This is a genomic window from Pseudoalteromonas sp. 0802 (genome assembly GCF_013350085.1).
GTDB lineage: Bacteria > Pseudomonadota > Gammaproteobacteria > Enterobacterales > Alteromonadaceae > Pseudoalteromonas.
Window position 1 is genome coordinate 272,187 of sequence record NZ_JABVXE010000003.1, and the last position, 21,614, is coordinate 293,800.

A 21,614-nucleotide genomic window follows, 5' to 3' on the forward strand; every position below is an offset into this window, starting at 1 on the left:
GGCTGGCGGATGCTGAAAAAATCCCAGCCATACTTATTGTTAAAAAAGCAGAAATCATTTTTATTATTTTTATCATTAATGCATTACCGTAAATCGCACCAATTAATCTAATCTAAGCTCGCGTTCGAGTCAAAGAGAATGCGAAGAAAGGCTTGCTTTTGGCTGTTTTTTAGCCTTTGGCTCACTTAAAAGTTCTATTCTTGGCCTGTTTTCACTGAACGTTTCGGTAATATACTGCTGCATTTGAGTAAGGCTTAACTTATCAAGTGCCTCTAAAAGCTGTTGTTGCATATTAAATTCAGTATCGCGATTACCAATAGCTAACCATAGGCGCTGTGAGCGTAAGCGTAAATTTTTATCTTTCTCAGCAATGTGTGTAACAAGACCTGCTTTGGTATCGAGCCATTGCTGCTCAGAAATGTTGTTTACTTGTGACACATAATTATTAATAAATTGCTGGTGACGCTGAAGTATCTCATCAGCACTATGCATAGGTGACTGCACGTAAAAAGCAATACCTGCACGGGTATTGAAAGGTGCATAGCCTGCACCAACTAAATAGCCGAGCTGTTGCTTGGTTCTTAGCTCATTAAAATAATCTTGATTTATTAAATGATTAAGTACCATCATTTGTACTTTTTCGATGGTGTCGTCAGTTTGTGCTTGGTAGTAAAGCACCATCGCATGATCGCTGCAATTTAACGTGAAGCGCTGTTGATCTACTTCGGTTATATCGTTTAGCGGTCGCGTTAAATCAATAATTGTTGTGCTGTCATCTAGGTGCTCAGTCACTTGCTTTTGGAACTTAAGCGCATCAGAGCGTTGCCAGTTACCATGTAAAAAAGACTCAACGTGCAAGGCTTTAAAAAACTCATTTCTAAAGCAATTAAATTGATGGAAGCTCGTATCTTTTAAAGCTTGTGCTAAGGCATTAGGCTCTGGGTTCCAAGGCATGATTTGCGCACCCAAAATACTAAATAGCTCACTAACAGGTTTGTTTTGATTGCTGTTTCGCCAGTGTCTAACGAGCTGCTTTTTATATTCAGCAAAGCGTTTTGCGCAGATTTCAACATTAAAGAGTGCTTCAAGTAACTCATTAACCAGCTCTAACTGACTCGATGAAAGACCCGCAGTATGTAGGGTTAAGCCACCTTGGTGCGAGGTTAAGTGATAACTAAGGCCAGCCAATTCTGCTGGATAAAATTGCTCAGCAACACTGTCCATAAACAGGTCTGCAAATAAGCGGGTAAGGGCCATGTGTTTAACATCTTTAATTGCAAAGGTTGAATCCATTGCTAAGTAAAAATGCCCTTTAGCTACTCTGAAAGTTGCGTCTTGTTTGAACCAAAAATCAAAGCCGTCTCGTGTGACTAAAAGCTCAGGTGATTTATTTGGCTCGTCTAATGGTAATAGTTCAACATCTTTTGTGAGGTATGGGTTAGCACTTGGTAAGCACATCTGTGGTAATGGCGTGTTTATTTCACTAAGCGCTTCTAACCAACTTGCTGAGATGTCTTCTACTTTATATGGGGTGTTGTACCAAGCTGTAGTGTACTCAGGCTCAACACCTGGATGAATGAGTACCAAGCGCATGTTATCAGGTGTTAGCCATTGCATGGCAATTTCATGAGCGCAGCGGTTAAAGCCTTCCATTAAATAATCGCCTTGCACATAGTTGGCTTCATCGTAATGCTGCATATTAATGCTTAAGTTACTAACCCAATCAATTAAACGTGCTTTTTCTTGGTTATCAAAGGCAATTTGCAAGAGGTTCTTTTTGTCTTGATAAAGGCGCGGCAATTTATCGCAGTTTTGGTTAATCAAGCAGATATACTCAAACACCATTTCGACGATATCTTCATAGTATTCAATACCTTCATCAGTCAACGCCATGCTTACGTTAAAATCTTTGAAGTTACTGCCATTAATGCCACCACCTGCTGAGAGGGCATTGATCCAGCCTTGCTCTTTTAGAATAGAGTACAGCGAACCTTTGCCTTCGTAGCCAAGTAAGTGAGCGATAAAACTAACGGTTTTGTGACGGTAAAAGTCATCAATATTTGGCATCGCAAAGCTAATAATGAGCTTTTGCATATGTTTATGTGGCTCAATATGCAGCACCTTACCTAAGTCTTGTTTACGGTAAAGTGGCTGCTCTATGATCTCTTTACTTTTTGGCTGACCTTTAATTTCGCTAAATAACTGTTTTACCCAGGTGGTCATGGTCGCAATATCTTCATTGCTACATATCACCAGTGTCATCCACTGAGCCTGATAGTGGCTATCGAAAAAAGCACGTAGCTCATCACTGATACAGCCCTCACGATCCGCGAGGGTTTGCTGGTTACCGACCGAAAACTTTGCAAAGGGGTGTGCTGGGTTAACCGTTTCTTTGTGAGCCTGATAAATTCGTCGGCCATCATCTTTTATTTTTAGTTTAAATTCTGCGTCTATGGCGTTACGTTCTTTTGTTGTCTCTTTAGGATTTAAGAGTGGGGCAATAAAAAAACGACTGAATTGCGCCAGTGCTTCAGCAAACTGTTGGTTGTTAATATCAAAGAAGTAGCAAGTGTGCTCAGTGCCAGTCCAGGCATTGGTGTTGCCACCAGATTGCGATACAAAATTAGAAAAACCGCCCGATTCTGGGTACAGATCAGTGCCTAAAAAAAGCATATGCTCTAAAAAGTGCGCGAGACCTTGCCTATCAAGGGGATCATCGAAATGACCTGCGTTAATAGCCATTGAAGCCGCTGATTTTGTTGACTCTAAGTCTTGCACTAAAAGTACTTTTAGACCATTGTCCAGTGTTAGGGGTTGATATGTTCTGTTATCATTGCGGCTGATATTCAAAAGATGCTCCTGAAAGAGTGCGTTAATGTCCTAACAACAGATGATATTTTCAGGAAAGCTAAAAAAGACAGAGCTACGAAAATCTACCTGAATATCATAAGCGGATGTTTAATGTATCTAGTGATGATATTCTAATATAGCGAACAATCAAGCAAACTGGCTACTGTTTTATATTCTTTAATCGGTTGATTTTTTATGAAAACAATCTTAATCATGCGCCATGGCGAAGCTACGCCAATGCAAGCAGATGATGCAGCAAGACAACTGACCGAGACCGGTCACCAAGAAGCCAGTCGAATGGGGCAGTGGTTAGCGACACACCATAAACCTGATGCTCTGTTGGTAAGTCCTTACATTCGCGCACAACAAACTGCTTTGGATGCGACGCAACATATTTCGTTACAATTTAACGAAACCTGCAGTGATATTACCCCTGATGGTGTACCGCAAATTGCTGCTGATTACCTAGAAACCTTGATTGCTATGCATCCAGACTGCAACACCTGGTTGGTCGTTGCCCATATGCCCATTGTTAGTTACTTAGTTGATCAGTTAAGTCCTGGTCATATGCCAATTTTCAATACGGGTGCGGTTGCTGTTATCGAATATGATGAACATAAACAGCGCAGTCACTACCTCAGTATTCACTCGCCAAATAACGTCGAAATATAACAGTGGATTTGCTAAATTAGCGCCACTGTTGATTTTTTAATTTCTTACTATGACAATCGAACGTTTACAGACTGGTGCGCGTATGAGCCGCATCGTTAAGCATAACGGCACTGTATACCTATGCGGCCAAGTTTGTGCTGATGCTGAAAAAGATATCACCGAACAAACTCAAACCATGCTAGACAAGGTCGAAGCGCTACTTATTGAAGCGGGTAGTAGCAAAGAGCACATGCTAAGCGCCACAATTTACCTGAAAAGCATGGAATACTTTGCACAGATGAACGCTGTTTGGGATGCATGGGTACCACAAGGCCATGCACCTGCTCGTGCTTGTGTTGAGGCCAAAATGGCGCGCGATGCACTCCTTGTAGAGATTTCTGTCGTTGCAGCCATTAAGTAACGAGCAGCGTATAGTGCAAATGATTGTTCGCTTTAATGAGCAATCAGGGCGCGCAGTGAGTGAACTGCCAAGTTGGCATTTTTGCGACAATGAGCAAGATGCCAATGACTGCGCATTATTAGTTTTAAATGGCGTAAAACAAGCAACAACCCCTTCACTTTATTGGTTTAAAGCCAATAATGAAGCCCTTCCTGAAGTTGGTGATTTAGCCATTTTTACCAATTGGCAGGGACAGCCCCTCGGCATTATTGAAACTGTCTCTGTAACTATCACCCCATATAATAAAATAAGCGCCGATTACGCCGCATTAGAAGGCGAGGGTGACAAAAGCCTTGAGTACTGGCAGCGTGTACATTGGGATTATTATCAGCGAGAGCTCGCAGGCACAGAGTATCAATGTCACCCTGAGATGCCGTTGGTGTGTGAGCAGTTTAAGTTAGTTTTCAAGGAGTCAGAGTGAGCACGAATCCTGTGGTTCTTATTACCGGAGGCGGCCGCGGTATAGGCGCAGCGACAGCAAAGCTGTTTGCTAAACATGGCTATGATGTGTGTATTAACTATAAGTCAGATCAAGCAAGTGCAGATCAAGTCGCTGATAAGTTAAAAGCCTATGGCGTGAATGCGTATTTGTTGCAAGCTGATATTGCCGATGAGCAGCAAGTGCTCACCATGTTCGCTAAATTAGATGCTAAGGTTTCGCGGTTAGATGTGTTAGTTAATAACGCAGCGATGATGATGCCGCAAACGCCGTTATTAGAGATGGATGCTAAGCGTATCAACGCTATTTTAAGTTGTAATGTTACTGGCGCCTTTCTGTGTGCGCGAGAAGCAATAAAGCGTATGGACAAAGGCAGTATTGTCAATGTTTCATCGGGTGCGTCGCGAACAGGCTCGCCAAATGAATATTTAGATTATGCCGCATCCAAAGGAGCGCTTGATACTTTCACGATTGGCCTTGCCAAAGAAGTCGCGAGTAAAGGTATTCGGGTAAACGCGGTAAGGCCAGGCCTTATTTATACCGATATGCACCGTGATGGCGGTGAAGCAAACCGAGTCGATAGGTTAAAATCTAAGTTGCCGCTAGGGCGTGGTGGTGAGGCTGATGAGGTTGCCTCAGCAATTTACTTTTTGGCAAGTGGGCAAGCATCATTCACAACGGGCAGTTTTATAGACGTATCGGGTGGGCTTTAGTAAGCCTTGCTGGTGGTAACTGCTTTGAGGGGTTATTATTTCCTAATATAAACTATAAAAATAACCCAAGGTAGCCCATGGATTCACAAAAGAAATCGACTTTATTTCTGTTCGGCTTATTTATGTTCATTATGTTGGTGGGGCTGTTTGGTGTATCGCAAACAACACGCTGGAGTGAACCTTTAGCTAACAATATATATGCAATTGCGGGCCTGTTTGCTTTTAGTGGTGATTGGACACAAGAGCTTTATAAAACCAATCAAATGAACCCTTTCATTGAATTTGCTCGATTTGCAGCCCCCTTAACGACAGCATTAATTTTCTTTTATCTAATTTTTGATGGGGCAAAGCAGCTCATTGTATATTTACTGAGGCCTCGCTCTGATTTTCAGCTTGTTATTGGTTTGGGAAATAAAGGTTCTGCCATTGCTCTATCTGCATTGGCTGCGAATAAATCAGTTATAGCAATCGAAAGTAACCCTGAAAATAGTCATATTGCCTTACTGAAACAAAAAGGTGCGATTGTGCATGTTGGTGATATTAATCAATCAGTTGCTGAAAAGCTTCATTTACAGCATGCTGAGGCGGTATTTTTCTGTTGTGGCGATGATAGCCATAACATTACTATTGCTCAGCAAGTACTTACTAACTTACCCAACTTGAAAGCGCCCGTTTTTGTACATCTGCATAGTCGGGTATTAGCGGATCAACTTAAACAACTCCCTCGATTTATTGAAAATACCAGCACTGAATTACGCTTTTGGCGTAAAAGCCAGTTACTAGCAGAGCAGCTTTTTGCCAAGCATTCGCCGTTACCACTGCTTAATATTCAAGGAAAAGACCAAGTTCATTTGGTTATTTTTGGTAGTAATGACGCGGCGTTAGATTTAGCAAGAACTTATGCGAAAAGTGCTATCTACAGTAGTTTAAAGCCGGTAAAAATTACTTTAATCACTACCGAATCTAACGCAGAGTTGAGTGCAGAGCTTACAGCTATTGACGCTGCCGCTGAGCTTAACGTTGTTAATAAGCAAGTTCATGAGTTACTCGCAGATAAAAAACTGCTGCTCGATATCATTTCTAATGCAACGCAAATTTATATTTTCGATACACAGCAATTAAACTGTTTCTCTATCGCTTTGACACTTCGCAATAAGATGCTAGTTGAATGCCTATTTATGGCACCCATTTACTACGCCACTAGCTACACCGAATTTAGTGAACAACAACAAGCTAAAACAAGGCAAATACCTGATAACTTGGTGGCTTTTAATGATAACAGTAAAGATATCAATATTAGCGCAGTGACTCAGCCTCGTGGCTCAGTGTTAGCTAAGCGAGCTCACGAACAAAGCTATCAAGCAAATCAAGATAATGTTACTTCATGGCAAGACCTACCTTATAGTTTAAAGGAAGCCAATAGAGCTTTTGCGCTGAGTTGGCGTGAAAAACTGGCGATGGTAAATGCACGTTTTAGCAGTCACTCAAACAGCATTGAATTATCAGATAACGAGCTCAATATGATGTCGTCGATGGAGCATGCTCGCTGGTGCGCTGAGCGTAAAATTGATGGCTGGCAGTTTTCTAGTACTCGCTCAAATATTGCAAAACGACATACACTGATAAAACCTTGGCATGATTTAACACAACAACAGCAGCAAGGTAATAGTGATTTTTTTGCCTCAGCTGTTAACGATTTACTGTTACTGGCAAAAGATACAACGCAACCTTTTGGCATTGAAAAAGTGGTCACCGTGGCAGTTACAGGCCATCGCTTCACAAACCTTGAAAGCCAGCAACATGACACTTTGGTTCGAGACATTGATCAGCAGTTAGATGCGCTTAAGCTGGCTCATCCAAATTGTCATTTTCAGTTTGTGTCTGGTCTTGCTGAAGGAGCTGATAGATTAGTGATAGAGCGAGCGCTAACCCGTTTAGACGCTAGTTTTATTGCTCTACTGCCCATGGCTTACGAACTGTATAAATTGGATTTTAGTAAACAAGATAGTGAGTTTGAACAGTTGCTCGCCAAAGCACAGTGGTTTGCAGAAATTCCCCCTGTTTATCGAAGTTTAGCCGAGATGGAAGATACAGCTAATGAGTCTCGTGCTTTGCAATATGCCTCTTTAGCAGCGCACTTGGTTGCTATGGCCGACGAGCTAATCGCAGTGTGGGATTCTCAACCTAGCAGAGGAGTTGGCGGTACAGCTGATGTTGTAAATTGGTGGCAGCATGGTGTGCCTGAACAGTTTAAGCGCCATTACCCGTTTACTAGTAAGGGACTTAAAGCTGAAGTGCGTATTGTAGACTTTAAGAGAGATTAGCTAATGAACGAGGAATTAGTTAAGCATCAATACTTGGCGTTTATCTCATATCGTCACGCTGATAATAAGCAAACCGGTCGCCAGTGGGCAACTTGGTTGCACCAAGCAATCGAAACCTATGAAATCCCGAAAGATTTAGTGGGTCAAAAAAATGCCCGTGGCGAGTTGATCCCAGAGCGTATTTTCCCCATTTTTCGAGATGAAGAAGAGCTCCCAGCCGATGCTGATCTTGGCAATGCAATTACACGAGCACTAGATAATACTCAACTGCTTATTGTGTTATGTTCACCTAACGCAGTGGCATCTACTTATGTTGCAGATGAAATCGATTACTTCAAAAAGTTAGGCCGAAGCGATCAAATTATTGCCGCGATGATCGACGGTGAACCAAATGCAAGCTGGGATAAAACAAAGCAATCGCAAGGGGTTGCGCCAGAGGAGGAATGTTTTCCAAAGCCCTTACAATATGCTTACGACGCACAGGGCAACCCAACAACACAATTAGCTGAGCCTCTAGCGGCTGATTTTCGGGTTAATCATGATGGCAAGCTTGAACAAGGCTGGACCTCAATTGAAGCATATAAACAGTATTTAAAATCGCGCACTGAATTTTCAAGCCAAGATTTAGCTCGATATGTTGAGCAATACCAAGCTCAACAAAAATTGATGCTGTTAAAAATTATCGCAGGCATTTTAGGTGTGCCACTCGGAGCATTAACTAAGCGCGATCAAGCTTATCAATTAGAACTTGCTAAGCAAAAGGCAAAGCGTTTGCGCCAATGGTTAAGTGCCGTCGCTATGCTAGCTGTTATTGCAGTGGTTGCGGGTGTTTTTGCTTATATTAAACAGCAACAAGCCATTAAAAATGAACAGCTTGCACAACAGCAAACTAAAATAGCAACTGAGCAGCGTGATGCTTCATTGTTAAATCAAAGTCGCTTTTTGCTTGATAGAGCCCGTCAAGCAAACGATGATGGAGAGCATGATACTGCGTTGCTATTAGGCCTCAATGCACTACCCGGTTTATATGGCGGAGAGCGTCCAATGCCCGGTGGAATAGGGCAATTGCGTCGGGCGATTTATGCCAATAACAAACACTTTTATTATCAAGCACAAGAAAAAATTGAACAGTACCAATATGTTGAAAATGAACAGCTGTTTGTACTTTCAAATGGCAAAGTTAAGCGTTTATCAATAACAGACAGTGACGAAGATAAACTGCTTAAAACTGAACAGTTTGTTCAAGGCTTTAGTTTAAGCCGTGATAACAAACAACTTGCTATAGCGACTCGTAAGGGCGAAGTCAGTGTTTGGGATAGTGATACCTTAACCAAACAACAAAGCACCGAAATTAAAGCCGAGATAAAAAACCTAGTATTTAGTCCTGATAACAAAATCCTTTATATGAGCATTCATTTTGACCGGCTCATTGCTTGGGATGTCACTAATAATGCGCTTTTATACGATGTTAAACATTCTCAACAATACGGCTTGGCAGACATTCAAATTAGCCCAAATGGTCACTATATTTTAACGACTCCTGAGCTCGTGGGGCCACTTAAACTCTTCAACGCTCAAAATGGAAATGAAATACGCTCATTGGATTTAGCTTATGATTTTACAGCTAAAAATAGCTTAGCTCGACAAACAGGCTTTACCAATGATAGCCAAGGCTTAGTTATTTACGATCTAAATGGTACCCGTGTTGAAGCAGTTGAAAGTGGCGAGCAACAAGGAGTTACTCCGCATATTCATACCTTGATGAGTAAAAATGGAGAATACGTTTATGCAATGGCCACTGTTAACCAAGTGCAATCGACAACCGAAAATGCTGATTTTATTCGTAGTTTAGAAAAGGCTCCGACACTTTGGAATATAAAAACAAATCAAGGTAGTCAGCTTAGCCATTTTTCAAATGTTGAAGATGGCGCATTTACACCAGACGGTAAGCTTTTGATCACATTAGCGTATAAAAATGTGCGAGTGTGGGATGTCGCAACTGGTATTGAAGTTAATAACTTTAAAATTAATCAGCGCACAAAGCTTGTTTTAACAAATAGTGAGTTGGTTAACGCCTCGAGTGATGACAAAAGTATTTCAATTTGGTCATTACTGAAAAATAGCCCAAGCATAGCACTTAGCGAAAAAATTAATTTATGGGGCGCTGAATTTAGCACTGACGGGCACACTCTGGCAGCACAGAGCCTTGATAATAAAAACCAGCTTTATATGTTTAATAGCTTGAGTGGTGAGCTTGTTCGACGCATAGATTTGTGTGAACGACATCGTGTTAATATCGCCGATGTAGCCAATGCAAAACGCTTTATAAGTGTGGAATGTGGTTATGGCAATCACCAAGTATTTGATCTAAAAAAGAACCGCTTACTTGAGTTTGGTGACAAATATGATTCGTCTTCGGTCGTGTTATTAAATGAAGCACAGCATTTTGTTTTATTTATTGAAGATTCTTGGAACAAAAAAGCGCTTTACTTAGTTGACTTGATGAGCGAACAAAGCATCGCCGAAATCCCCCTCAGTGAAGATACCATAATGACCGAGCCTAGGCTGAGTGCTGAGGGGCGTTATTTATTGCTAGGTAATAATAAAAAAGGGGTGATGCTTTATGATTTACAAGCGAAAAAGCCGCAGTTTAATACAACTAAAATAGCCCGAGTTCTTGATGCCTACTTTGTGTCACAAGCAAACCGTTTGGTAATAAAAGCAGCCAAGCGTAAAGTGGGTATCTTGGATTTGCAAACCGGTGAGGTTTTAAAACAACTGACCTTCCAGTCTGATATTGCAGACCTACTTGTTAAGGGGAGTGAGCTGGTTATTGGATTAAAAGACAAAGCTGTTGTGGTTGTTGACACTGTTAGCTTGCAAGAACTTTATCGATTTAACACCACTGAAGAAGCTGGGGATTTAAGCTTATCAGCATCAGCAGAATATTTAATAATTAACCAAGGTAAGCCTAGTATTTATCATCTTGACACGGGTCAGCTGTTTTATCAGGTTGATGATTATCAACAGCAAAAAATAGCGTTTGATGAGCATGCTGACCGCTTAATTATATTAGCTAATCAAGGTAAGCTGTTTAGTTTACCCGCATTGAGTCGTGAAATTAATGATGCTGCGAAAAATGCATTGCCAAAAAGACGCAACTGCTTAACGCAAAAACAGCGTGAAGATAACTTTATTTCGCCATTAAATGTTCAGCAAAAACAAGTGCGAGGATGTTTAAAGTAAAATACTTAACCAGATGCTAAAGCTCACCACACTCAATACTGTTGAAAGCACGACGCTACTTGCCAGTGTCGCTTGGTGTTGCTTAATTTGATTGGCGATTAGATAAGCGTTGACCCCTAAAGGAGAGGCGCTTAAAAGTACTAACACGTTCAGTAATGATTGCTCTAGATTGAATACGCTGCCTGCAAAAAAGTAGACCCCGCACGGTAACACAACAAGCTTGATGATGGTTGCGATGATTGAGGCTTGTAAGTTGTCGGCCACTTTATAAAACGCAAGGTTCGCCCCTAATACAAATAACGCACAGGCAATGGCAGGTTTGGCAAGTAGACTCAGGCCATTTGCTAAATTATCAAAAAGTGTAAAGCCAAGTAGGTTAACAGCCAAGCCGCTACTGATGCTTAACACGACTGGATTAAGCAGCATGTTTTTAGCAAATGCTCGCCAAGAGAATGTTTGCTGCGACTTAGCACTGAGCAAAAAGGTAAGGGTAAACAAAAGTGCGCTATGAAAAGTGATGATCATAAACACAATGCCGACCATCTGTTGGCCAAGTGCAGCAATAATAATAGGTAAACCTACCAGTACTGTATTTGAGTAACTACTGCCAAGAGCAAATACAGCATGACGTGACGGCGCAGATTGCTTGCTTATAAGGTAGCGGTCAAGAACATAGCCGAGGGCGTAAATGGCCAATACTGGAATGTAAAAGCTCAAAAAGCCTGCAATAGACACACTATTTTGTAAATCGGCTTGGGCCATATTTAAAAATAGAAAAGCAGGCACACTGATATAAAAAGTAAACTTACTTAAACCTGCTATATGCTCTTTCGATAAAAACGTGCTTCGCGAGCTGATGTAACCACTTAACACGATAAAAATCAGTGGAAAGATAATCGAAAAAATATGCACTTTAGGCCTTATGACAAGAAGACGTTAGCGTCTGAACTCATCACTTTGTGGAAGATTAATTAAAATAAGTACCGCACCTTTACCACCAAATTCAAGAGGTGCTTGGTGCATCGCAATCACATCAGGGTGTTGTACTAAATATTGCGGTACTTTGTGTTTAAGTATGCGCTCACCAATGCCATGCACAACACAAGCGCAATAGTAATGCTGTTTTTTACACTCATGAATTAAACCTGCTAGCTCATCTTTGGCTAATTCTTTATTTAAGCCATGTAAATCAAGGGTTAAATCTGGTGGGTAATCTCCACGGCGAAGTTGTTTTGCTAAAAAGCTATCGTGACCTGGTTTGACATAACTTACGGTGCCATGAGTGTCGATGTCTGGTACATATTCATCAGAAAAGAAAAATTCTGCCTGATGTTGCTTTTTTTGCTGGGAAAATTGCTTCGCTTGTGACACTTTAGGCTTATTGGTGAATCGAATAGTGTCTTGTTTAAATGCTTTGGCACCACTGATACTCTGACGAAATAAGTCAATATCGTCAGTGCTAATGTGGTTGTTGGCGTGGGGATCTTTTTTCATGGCGGCAGTCTAAACAAAAAAACGCTAAAAATCGAGTAAAAACCAACTGAAAAGACGGTACAATACGCGTCAGAACAGACTTTGAAAGTTAAGGAACATACATGAACCATTTCCAGATAGAAGACGCAATTTTAGACGAGGCAATTGCAGAACTTTCAACGTTGCATGATTGGTTACGTTGGACAACCAGTCAATTTGCCAGCAGTGGTATTTTCTTTGGGCACGGTACAGATAACGCGTGGGATGAAGCAGTTAGCTTACTATTACCCGCATTAAGCTTGCCAATCGACGCGCCAAAAGAGTTAATGCATGCGCGTTTAACCAGCACCGAGAAAAATCGTTTAGCTGAACTAATTGCAGAGCGTATTAATGATTGTACGCCAGTACCGTACCTGACCAACACCGCGTGGTTTGCAGGTATGCCTTTTTATGTTGATGAGCGCGTGTTAATTCCACGTTCGCCATTTGCAGAGTTAATTAATAATCGCTTTGCACCTTGGTTAGAAGAGCCAAGCTCAGTAACGCGCATTCTTGATTTATGTACCGGCTCTGCATGTATCGCTATTGCACTTGCACAAGCATTTGAAGAGGCACAGGTTGATGCGGTTGATATTTCATATGAAGCGCTCGAAGTTGCTGATATTAATATTAGCGATTACATGCTAAATGACCGTGTATTGCCAATACAGTCAGACGTGTTTAGTGGTGTTCCGGGTCAAAAATATGACCTGATCGTAGCTAACCCACCGTATGTTGATGCTGAAGATATGGCTGATTTACCTCGTGAATTCCATCACGAGCCAGAGCTTGGTTTAGCATCGGGTCATGATGGTCTTGATGTTACTCGCACCATCTTAGCTGAAGCTGCCGAGCATCTAACTGATAACGGTTTGTTATTTGTCGAAGTTGGCAACTCTATGGTACATATGGAAGAGCTGTACCCAGGCGCACCATTTGAGTGGGTTGAATTTGAACAAGGTGGTCTTGGCGTGTTTGTGATCAGCAAACAGCAACTTGTTAAATATTTTGCAGATTAACAGCAGATTTTAAAAGCCGAGCCTGAGGGCTCGGTCTCAGTAGTCATTAGGAATGAGGAAAATTAATGGCAGGTAATAGCATCGGGCAACTATTTAAAGTGTCCACCTTTGGTGAGAGCCACGGCGTTGCATTAGGCGGCGTTGTTGATGGCACACCAGCAGGTCTTGAAATTAGCGAGGCCGATTTACAAATTGATTTAGACCGTCGCAAGCCGGGGCAAAGTCGTTATACAACACAGCGCCGCGAAAGTGACGAAGTAAAAATTCTTTCTGGTGTATTTGAAGGTAAAACCACAGGTACTAGCATTGGTTTACTGATTGAAAACACCGATCAACGTTCAAAAGATTACGGCAAAATTGCCGATGTATTTCGCCCAGGTCATGGTGATTATACCTATTGGCATAAATACGGTATTCGTGACTACCGAGGTGGTGGTCGCTCTTCTGCCCGTGAAACAGCGATTCGTGTAGCGGCGGGTGCAATTGCAAAAAAATACCTAAAACAATTTCATGGTATTGAAGTACGTGCTTGTTTGAGCCAACTTGGGCCAATTAAAGCAGAAGACTACAACTGGGATGAAGTGGAAAACAATGCATTTTTCTTCCCGGATCCGAGTAAATTAGATGCGCTTGATGAATACATGCGCGACCTAAAAAAACAAGGTGATTCGGTAGGCGCTAAAGTTAAAGTGGTTGCTAAAAATGTGCCTGTTGGTCTTGGTGAGCCAGTATTTGATCGCCTAGATGCAGAGCTTGCACACTCATTAATGAGCATTAATGCGGTAAAAGGCGTTGAGATTGGTGATGGCTTTGATGTGGTTGAGCAAAAAGGCTCTGAACACCGTGATGAGTTAACTCCTGATGGTTTCACATCTAATCACGCGGGCGGTGTACTTGCAGGTATCTCGACAGGGCAAGATATCATTGCCTCTATCGCACTTAAGCCAACTTCAAGCATTACCATACCGGGCAATAGCATTAATACCAGCAACGAAGCGGTAGAGATGATCACCAAAGGACGTCATGACCCATGTGTAGGTATTCGTGCAATTCCTATTGCTGAGGCGATGATGGCGATTACCTTAATGGATCACTTATTGCGTCAACGTGGTCAAAACCCACATGTAAACCACGAACATGGACCAATAAAAGGTTCAATTTAAGCGCGACTTTAAATAAAGTAAACGCAGTTAATGAGCGCGATGATTATCATCGCGCTTTTTTATGCCTGTTAGAATTTTAATAAGGGGAGTAGGCTGTGTTTGCTATCAGTCCACAGTGCCAGCTCGCTATGTGGGTAGCGTTTAATAGGCGACAAATCACTGATAGATACACGATTTAAAAAAGTCTGATTATCAGTTAGCACCACCCAGTCTGAGCCTATGTCTGATGGGCTATGGCCTTGATAGCTAAACTTTAACATTGCCTTATTAAAATGTTGGCTATGTGCCTGTAATACGGGCAGTAAGTCGATATGATTATTTGAAATATGCACAATCAATACGCCATTTTCATTGAGCCTCTGCCAATAAAGTGACATTGCTTCTTGGGTTAGCAAATGCGCAGGAATTACATCACTTGAAAATGCATCAATAATTAAAACATCAAATATTTCGTTCGCATTATTTTTTAGCGCAATACGACCATCCCCTAAGCTGACTGTGAGCTTGGCTTCACTGTTTTCTAAATATGAGAAATAACGCTTTGCCATCTCGTATACAGCAGGGTTTAGCTCAAAAAAGTGAATACTATCCTGTTGGTCTGCAAACCGAGCTAAAACGCCTGCACCTAAACCAATCACGCCAATGTTCAGTGCGCTGTGTTGCTTTAGTATGGCAAGTGATTTAGCGACACCAGTATGCTGGTGGTAATAACTTTGCCCAAACTGTTGGCTTGGATTTAGTGGCTCTGAGCCATGAATCGTGGTGCCGTCAATTAAGCGCCTTTCTTTTATTGATTGAGTGTTTATATCTTTAACCGCTAAATAGCCATAAAAGTTGCGGCTAGTCGCAACGTTATATTGGTTAAAGTTTACCGCTAAAAAACAATAGCATGCTAACCAAGTAACTGAGCTGGTTACGAGAGTGAATTTGAGCTGTTTTGTTTTTGTTCTAGCTTTTAATTGGTAGTAACACACAGAACTAAAAATAACCGCTAATGTAAGTAAATACTCGTCAATCTGGACAAATAGTAATGGGGCAATGAGCGTACTGAAAAGCGAACCTAACACACCGCCAAGGGCAATATAAAAATAAAAAATGGTAAATTGCTCGTTTTCAGGGGCTTTGTTTCTCAGTTCACCATGACAGATCATACCGGCGGTTAATAGAATCAGACTGTAAATTATAAGCTGGGCTAGGGCATTGAATAAGCTGCCAAAAAAAAACATCAACAGACCTGCAAAAGCCGAAAATATAAACACATATGCCCACACATGACGCTGATAATTTGCTCTGTTGGCAAACGTATAACTAAAGGTGAGCAAGTAAATTACAAGAGGTAACGACCAAAGTAGTGGCATGGGTGGAATATTAGTGCTGATCATATGCGTGGTAGATACCAACATGGCTGAGCTTAAGGCACTTAATAACAGCCATTGACCTTTACCTTTTAAAAGCGTGACAGGCCTAGTTTGAGTAGACTCTCTTGATAAATCGGGGGCTTTTTTTATTAAAAATATTACTAGAAGTGCTAATAACAAGCAGTAGCTGATAAGTCCAAATAGCCAGTATGTAGTTTGCTGCTCTAAAGAAAATAGTAATTCATAAACGAGCGGGTAGCTCATTAATGCCAGTAAAGAACCCAAGTTTGAGATGGAATACCAATGGTAAGGCACCTGTGCTGAAGCAGTTTGCACATACCATCTTTGTAAAAGTACGCTAGTAGCACTCAGTAGAATAAATATTGGACCAATTTCCATAAATAAATTAACAAACACCGCAAGCGTAGGCGGCCAATTTGTGAGATTTGGGGCTGCAAATTTTGTCACAACAATGAGTGTGGCAAAGGTGACTAAAACTATATGGGTGACTACCTGCAACTTAATATGAAAGCGACCCATGTTATGTGCATAGAAATAGCCAATAAGTAACATGACTTGATAAAACACTAAACTTGCTGACCAGATAGAGGCACCACCACCAAATTGCGGTAGAAGTTGCTTTGAAAGCATCGGCTGAATTTGAAAAATTAAAAAAGCACTGATGAAAATAGTGAGCGTTGATAAATATTTATACATTGTTTTTATTACCTATTTTGAATAGCAAAAACAATCCAATAGCCAGAGCAAAGTGACAATGGAGTAACCCTTGAGTTTCTCTTAAGAAAACCTTAATCTTTGATTCGTAAATATTTATTGGAGAAGTAAGTGGCGCGTTATCGAATCGGTAAATTTGTAATTGATGAGAGTCGATGTTTAATTTCATCGCAAGATTATGAGCAAATAGTCGAGCCAAAGGTCATGGATGTATTACATACCCTTTATTTAAATAAAGGTGAAGTTGTAAGCCAAGAAGTAATCTTTGCAAAAGTATGGCCTAATGCTACCTATAACCCAAGTTCGGTACAGCGTTGTATCGCATTGCTACGAAAAGCACTCCAAGAAGATGCCAAAAATCCGCAGTATATAATTACACACCCTAAGCGCGGTTATAGCCTTGAAAAAGTAACACAGGGGCAGAGCAAAAAACTAAAAGCGCAAAATCTTGGGTTGCTGTTTTTTTTACTAGTAAGCCTTATCGCTATTGCGTGGCAACTAATCCCTAAACAGCAAGATACTGCTCACTTTACCCAGTTGATGCCACTCACTTCGAGTGAACTAAATGAAGCTAATTTGTCACTTTCACATAGCGGTAAGTACCTTGCTTTTGTTAGAGGTGATAAAGGAAGTCAGCAGATTTGGCTTAAAGAGCTTGCGACAGAGCGAGAAGTGAGGCTGACAGAAGATGCTGCAAGCTACTATGCATTGGGGTGGTCGACCTCCGATAATGCGCTTGCATTTGTGAAAAGTACAGAGCAGAAACAACATCTAAACACGATAAGCATTGATTTATCTAAATTTCAGCCATTAGAACAAGCGACGGTGAGTGTTTTTGATGACACCGTTGTAACCAGTCACCACATCGATTGGCATGCTGATAAGCTCTATTACATAGAAAAAGATAAACTACACAACGATACTCGACTCGTTTCACTTAACTTAGAATCTAAACAAAAGGAACATTTACTAGCTGCCACACAGCAAGATTGGTTACTTGTTAATGCGTTATCGAAAGACGGCCGTAAAGTCGCAATGGGGATTGAAGCGGGGCAAAACAAATACCGTATTGATGTACTCGACCTAGCCAGTAAAAAAATACAAACTATTGCCATTATAGAAAACGGTATTCAAGGGTTAAGTTGGCACCCGAATAATCAAGCACTATTGATTAGCCAACGAAATCAGCTTGTTAATCTGGATCTTGATGGTGAGCAGCAGTTAATTTCATTTAATAATTATCAAATAATCCGTGATGCCCAGTACACACCAGACGCTGAAGCGATTTTGATGGAGCTAGTGAATGTTGATGTAGATATTGTTAGCCAAACACGTGCTAACCCTGACAATCTGACTAAACTCGTAGATACCTCATCAATCGACTTTCTACCCGTGTTTTCGCCAGACTCAACTAAATTTGTTTTTGAGTCTCATCGTTTTGGATTAAAGCAATTATTTTTATACGATAATGGTAAGCAAACGCGCATTTTTGCTAACCCTGATAACCTTGAGTTATTTGGTATTGTTTGGAGCCAAGACGCACGGCAGGTTTACACCGCAAGTAAAGATACATTGTTTAAAATTGATTTAAGCAGTGGCACTTATGAAACAATTCCTCATGGAAATCACTCTTTTTACTTGCGAGAAATGTATCACAATCAAGACGCGATTTTAGTTTCATATCGAGCGGAGGATGGACAGACGTTTCATCCAGCAAAATTCGATTTAACAAGCCTAACTTTGACACCTTTCATAGGCTCAGGGAAACGTTTAAGCTGCTATGGCATGGATTTAGATGAGCAAGACCAGATCTATTTTTCAAATAGCAACGAAGTGTTTCGAGTTAATAGCCGAGGAGATACTGAGACTGTTTGGCAAGCTGCTAACAATGACATCATTGGTATATCTGTAAGTAATCAGCAATTAGCGGTCACTATGGAGCATGCTGATACCATTAGTTTCCAACGTATTGATTTGGCAACCGCTGCAACAGAAAGTTGGCAATTAACTCAACCTAAGCAACATATGCTGATTAACAGTGCCCATGATTTAACAGAGTTTTTATACCTTACAGAGCCTAATAGAACTCGTAAGTTAGTAAAACTTCTTTAGCTTGATATGTTTTTTACGTCTTAATCAACTCCACAAGCTGCTTAAGCTGTTCATGACTGAGAGGGTTGTGGGCATGATTACCATAAAGCAGGACGATATCAATGACAGGCAGTACCGGAAGTGAGTTATCGCTCACCTCTTCCACACCCGATTGCATGCTTATTCGCGCCATAGTGCCAATTGCCAGTCCTTGTTTAATCAAGCCATGTAACGCTCCCGCTGAGCCACAACAGGCAATAATATTAAAACGACGCTCGGCTTTTAATAGACCCTCAATACTGGCTTGGTGAAACTTACAGTCTCGTTGAAACAAGGCGATAGGAAGTGGTGTTGAATCGTTAATCTCAAAAGCAGGGCTTTTCACCCACACGCCTTGGCTTGATTGCAATAAGTAGCCTTCTTCACTGTCTGGCGAGCGAGTGGCAATCACCAAATCGAGCATACCTTGGTCTAGTTTGGCTCTAAGCTCAGTACTTGGGGCGCAGCTTATTTGTAAATCCAGTGCATTAAACTGTTGGTGTAAAGCATCAACAAGCTCTGGCAGTAAAGAGTGGGCATAGTCATCAGGACAACCAATGCGCACACGTAAATTGCCAGTGCCTGCTTTTAATTGCTTAAAGGCTTCATCATGAAGCGTTATCAATTGCTTAGCATAGCTTGCTAGCTGGTGGCCTTGATGGGTTAGCACCAGTTGACGACCTTGCTTTTCAAATAGCGGGCTTGCGAGGTCTTGTTCAAGCTTTTTCATTTGCATACTTACCGCAGATTGGGTTCTGCAAATTTGTGCTGCAGCGCGGGTGAAACTGCCTGTATCAACAAAGGCACAAAAAGTTCTAAGGGCATCAATATCCATAATGTATCAGCTTTTCTTATGGGTAGCATAAAAACAATTGGCGAGTAATTACCCAATTGCTGTTTTATAGTGAGCCTAATCTAAACGTTAAAGGAAGCACAATGCAATTATTTATTGGTAATAAAAATTACTCAACTTGGTCATTGCGGGCCTGGTATTTACTGAGTAAATTCAATATCTCTTTTACAGAGCAACAATTAATATTAGATACGCCTGAATTTTATGAAGCATTAAAAAGTAAGTTTCCCGTGCAAAAAGTGCCGGCTCTTATTGATGCTGAGTTAACCGTATGGGATTCACTCGCTATTTGTGAATACATCAATGATGCTTATCTAAATGGTGCTGCTTGGCCTAGTGAAATAGCTCAAAGAGCAAGAGCGCGCAGTCTAGCGGCTGAGATGCACTCTGGTTTTGCTGCACTTCGTAATGAAATGCCAATGAATATCCGCGCTAAAAGGCATGTTGAATTATCAGAGCAAGCTAAAAAAGACATTGCACGTATCGATGAGATATTCTCTACTCAGCAGCAAAGTTACCCTAATACCTGGTTATTTGGAGAGTTCTCTATTGTTGATGCGATGTTTGCACCTGTGGTGCTGCGCTTTAAAACCTATCAGGTTACGCTTTCGCATGCTGCACAAGTTTATTGCCAGCACGTACTTAGTTGCCCGGTAATGCAAAGTTGGATCTGCGAAGCCCTAAAAGAAACCGACATTGTAGACTGTGATGAAGCAGGTGAAGAAATTAAATAACTGAAATTTAGAGTATTTTCCTATTTAAATTATTGTCTACTATACTTTTATTTGGGGTTTTTTGTCGTATTTTTATACAAAAATACTAGTTTAATTAGTGAGCATACACTCTATACTAGAGTAGTTGCTCTTTAATCGAACACCCCTCACTTCCTTTCGTAGTAGGCATTTATTTATGGGCGCTTTTGCAGCAAAATTATTAAACGAAGATATGTCGATTGAGCGCTATGCCTGTCAATTTAAGTCGCTGCAGGTAGAGCAAATATTTTTACAAAGTAAATTCGCGCAAGATAAAAAGATAGCGCAGTTTTTGTGCTGCATAATTGCATTAGTTACCACGCTTGTAACCTTCTTCGATAAGATGATTATTCAAGCTTCATATTGGCCAGATATTGCTCTAACAGGCCGAACAATTATGGTTTCAGTATGTGTTTTGAGTGCATTTGGTCTGAGTTATATTAAAACAATCCAGTTATTTCGATTGGTAATATCTGTATTTATGCTTTTCTTATTTTTGAATATGCAGTTTATGGCTATTACTTATGAACGTTTTTACATTCTTCATATGTTTTTTGATGTGATCATTTTGATCACATTTTATTTTTCGACCCTAGTATCAATTAAGTTATCGGTATTTTTAAGTATTTCATATAGTGCCCTTGCTATCTCTGTTATCTATTTTAATAAAGACATCTCTAGCCACTCCCTTTATATGGTTATTTTAGCGCATGTTGCGGCCAACTTAGCAGGCATGATTATGGCTGCTCATGAGCATATTATCCGTAGGGAGCTGTTTGTAAGGAATACTCAGCTTGCGCAACTTGCTCACGAAATGAAAACCCAAGCACTCAAAGACTCACTCACTCAACTGCCTAACCGCCGCGCTTTTGATAATGCTTTCCCAGAGTACCAAAGGCTCACTCAGCAGCAACAAGGTGAGTCAAAACAGGTCTGTGTTATTTTGGCTGATATTGATTATTTTAAACGTGTGAATGATACCCATGGCCACGAGGTGGGGGATGTTGTATTACAACGTTTTTCTGCTTTTTTAACTCACTCACTACGTACTTCTGATGATGTGTATCGCTTTGGCGGAGAGGAGTTTGTAATTGTACTACCACTATGCTCTGTGCCAGATGCAACGGTTATTATTAATAGTATGATCTCAAGGTTGAACAGTGAAATGTGCGAAGTTGGTGAGTTATCTTTACCAATTCGCGCCAGTTTTGGTTTAACTGTGATGAGAGAAGAGGAGCAAAAATCAGTTATATCAAGAGCTGATGCTGCACTTTATCAGGCTAAAGATGCAGGACGTAATCAATTAGTTATTAAACTTTAATAGCTTAATTATGCGTTAAAACATGTACCTTAAAGTCATTTCGGTATAATCTTTAATCATATTATTTTCTTATATTAGCAAGCAAGGA

Annotated in this window: 16 protein-coding genes; 11 read left to right on the forward strand and 5 right to left on the reverse strand. The window is 40.8% G+C overall.

The window, feature by feature from the left end; genetic code table 11:
• Positions 1–129 precede the first annotated feature (129 nt).
• Positions 130–2,850 (reverse strand): insulinase family protein, encoded by a 2,721-nt coding sequence (locus HUS61_RS08960; protein WP_175082370.1) that lies wholly within the window; start codon positions 2,848–2,850, stop codon positions 130–132.
• 195 nt (positions 2,851–3,045) lie between these two features.
• On the opposite strand from HUS61_RS08960, the gene sixA reads away from it, so the two are divergent.
• From sixA to HUS61_RS08990, 6 genes are all read left to right on the forward strand, one after another.
• The gene (gene sixA, locus HUS61_RS08965; protein ID WP_058586339.1) at positions 3,046–3,522 is read left to right on the forward strand and encodes a phosphohistidine phosphatase SixA; all 477 of its coding nucleotides are present in this window, start codon (positions 3,046–3,048) and stop codon (positions 3,520–3,522) included.
• 49 nt (positions 3,523–3,571) lie between these two features.
• Positions 3,572–3,922 carry a RidA family protein gene (locus HUS61_RS08970; RefSeq protein ID WP_119853457.1) on the forward strand — a complete coding sequence of 117 codons (351 nt, stop codon included), beginning with the start codon at positions 3,572–3,574 and terminating at the stop codon, positions 3,920–3,922.
• Positions 3,923–3,941: 19 nt separating this feature from the next.
• Positions 3,942–4,382 (forward strand): ASCH domain-containing protein, encoded by a 441-nt coding sequence (locus HUS61_RS08975; RefSeq protein ID WP_258535988.1) that lies wholly within the window; start codon positions 3,942–3,944, stop codon positions 4,380–4,382.
• Positions 4,379–5,113: an SDR family oxidoreductase gene (locus tag HUS61_RS08980; RefSeq protein WP_175082372.1), complete on the forward strand. Its 735-nt coding sequence runs from the start codon at positions 4,379–4,381 to the stop codon at positions 5,111–5,113. The genes HUS61_RS08975 and HUS61_RS08980 overlap by 4 nt, the downstream gene beginning before the upstream one ends.
• A gap of 77 nt (positions 5,114–5,190) precedes the next feature.
• Positions 5,191–7,437: an NAD-binding protein gene (locus tag HUS61_RS08985; protein ID WP_175082373.1), complete on the forward strand. Its 2,247-nt coding sequence runs from the start codon at positions 5,191–5,193 to the stop codon at positions 7,435–7,437.
• 3 nt (positions 7,438–7,440) lie between these two features.
• Complete coding sequence (locus tag HUS61_RS08990; protein ID WP_175082374.1) at positions 7,441–10,683, forward strand: toll/interleukin-1 receptor domain-containing protein; 3,243 nt, start codon at positions 7,441–7,443, stop codon at positions 10,681–10,683.
• On the opposite strand, the gene HUS61_RS08995 is transcribed toward HUS61_RS08990, so the two are convergent.
• Both HUS61_RS08995 and smrB read right to left on the reverse strand, forming a co-directional pair.
• Entirely contained in the window at positions 10,675–11,595 is a 921-nt protein-coding gene (locus HUS61_RS08995; RefSeq protein WP_130166681.1) for an AEC family transporter, read from the reverse strand. The two genes, HUS61_RS08990 and HUS61_RS08995, sit on opposite strands and share 9 nt — an antisense overlap.
• A 24-nt stretch (positions 11,596–11,619) precedes the next feature.
• Positions 11,620–12,177 carry an endonuclease SmrB gene (gene smrB, locus HUS61_RS09000; RefSeq protein WP_054562116.1) on the reverse strand — a complete coding sequence of 186 codons (558 nt, stop codon included), beginning with the start codon at positions 12,175–12,177 and terminating at the stop codon, positions 11,620–11,622.
• 101 nt (positions 12,178–12,278) lie between these two features.
• Between smrB and prmB the strand changes: the two genes are divergently transcribed.
• Both prmB and aroC read left to right on the forward strand, forming a co-directional pair.
• Positions 12,279–13,214, forward strand: a complete 936-nt coding sequence (gene prmB, locus HUS61_RS09005; RefSeq protein ID WP_130166683.1) for a 50S ribosomal protein L3 N(5)-glutamine methyltransferase — start codon at positions 12,279–12,281, stop codon at positions 13,212–13,214.
• Between the two features lie 65 nt (positions 13,215–13,279).
• The gene (aroC, locus tag HUS61_RS09010) at positions 13,280–14,377 is read left to right on the forward strand and encodes a chorismate synthase (protein WP_175082375.1); all 1,098 of its coding nucleotides are present in this window, start codon (positions 13,280–13,282) and stop codon (positions 14,375–14,377) included.
• 68 nt (positions 14,378–14,445) lie between these two features.
• Here aroC and HUS61_RS09015 read toward each other — a convergent pair whose 3' ends face one another.
• Positions 14,446–16,452, reverse strand: a complete 2,007-nt coding sequence (locus HUS61_RS09015; RefSeq protein ID WP_175082376.1) for a fused MFS/spermidine synthase — start codon at positions 16,450–16,452, stop codon at positions 14,446–14,448.
• Positions 16,453–16,581: 129 nt separating this feature from the next.
• On the opposite strand from HUS61_RS09015, the gene HUS61_RS09020 reads away from it, so the two are divergent.
• On the forward strand, positions 16,582–18,582 hold the full coding sequence (locus HUS61_RS09020) for a winged helix-turn-helix domain-containing protein (RefSeq protein WP_175082377.1): 2,001 nt from the start codon (positions 16,582–16,584) through the stop codon (positions 18,580–18,582).
• A 13-nt stretch (positions 18,583–18,595) separates the two neighbouring features.
• On the opposite strand, the gene HUS61_RS09025 is transcribed toward HUS61_RS09020, so the two are convergent.
• Positions 18,596–19,435 carry a LysR family transcriptional regulator gene (locus tag HUS61_RS09025; protein ID WP_175082378.1) on the reverse strand — a complete coding sequence of 280 codons (840 nt, stop codon included), beginning with the start codon at positions 19,433–19,435 and terminating at the stop codon, positions 18,596–18,598.
• A 101-nt stretch (positions 19,436–19,536) separates the two neighbouring features.
• Here HUS61_RS09025 and HUS61_RS09030 point away from each other — a divergent pair, with 101 nt between their 5' ends.
• The gene (locus tag HUS61_RS09030) at positions 19,537–20,187 is read left to right on the forward strand and encodes a glutathione S-transferase family protein (protein ID WP_175082379.1); all 651 of its coding nucleotides are present in this window, start codon (positions 19,537–19,539) and stop codon (positions 20,185–20,187) included.
• 175 nt (positions 20,188–20,362) lie between these two features.
• The gene (locus tag HUS61_RS09035; protein WP_130166688.1) at positions 20,363–21,526 is read left to right on the forward strand and encodes a GGDEF domain-containing protein; all 1,164 of its coding nucleotides are present in this window, start codon (positions 20,363–20,365) and stop codon (positions 21,524–21,526) included.
• Positions 21,527–21,614 lie beyond the last annotated feature (88 nt).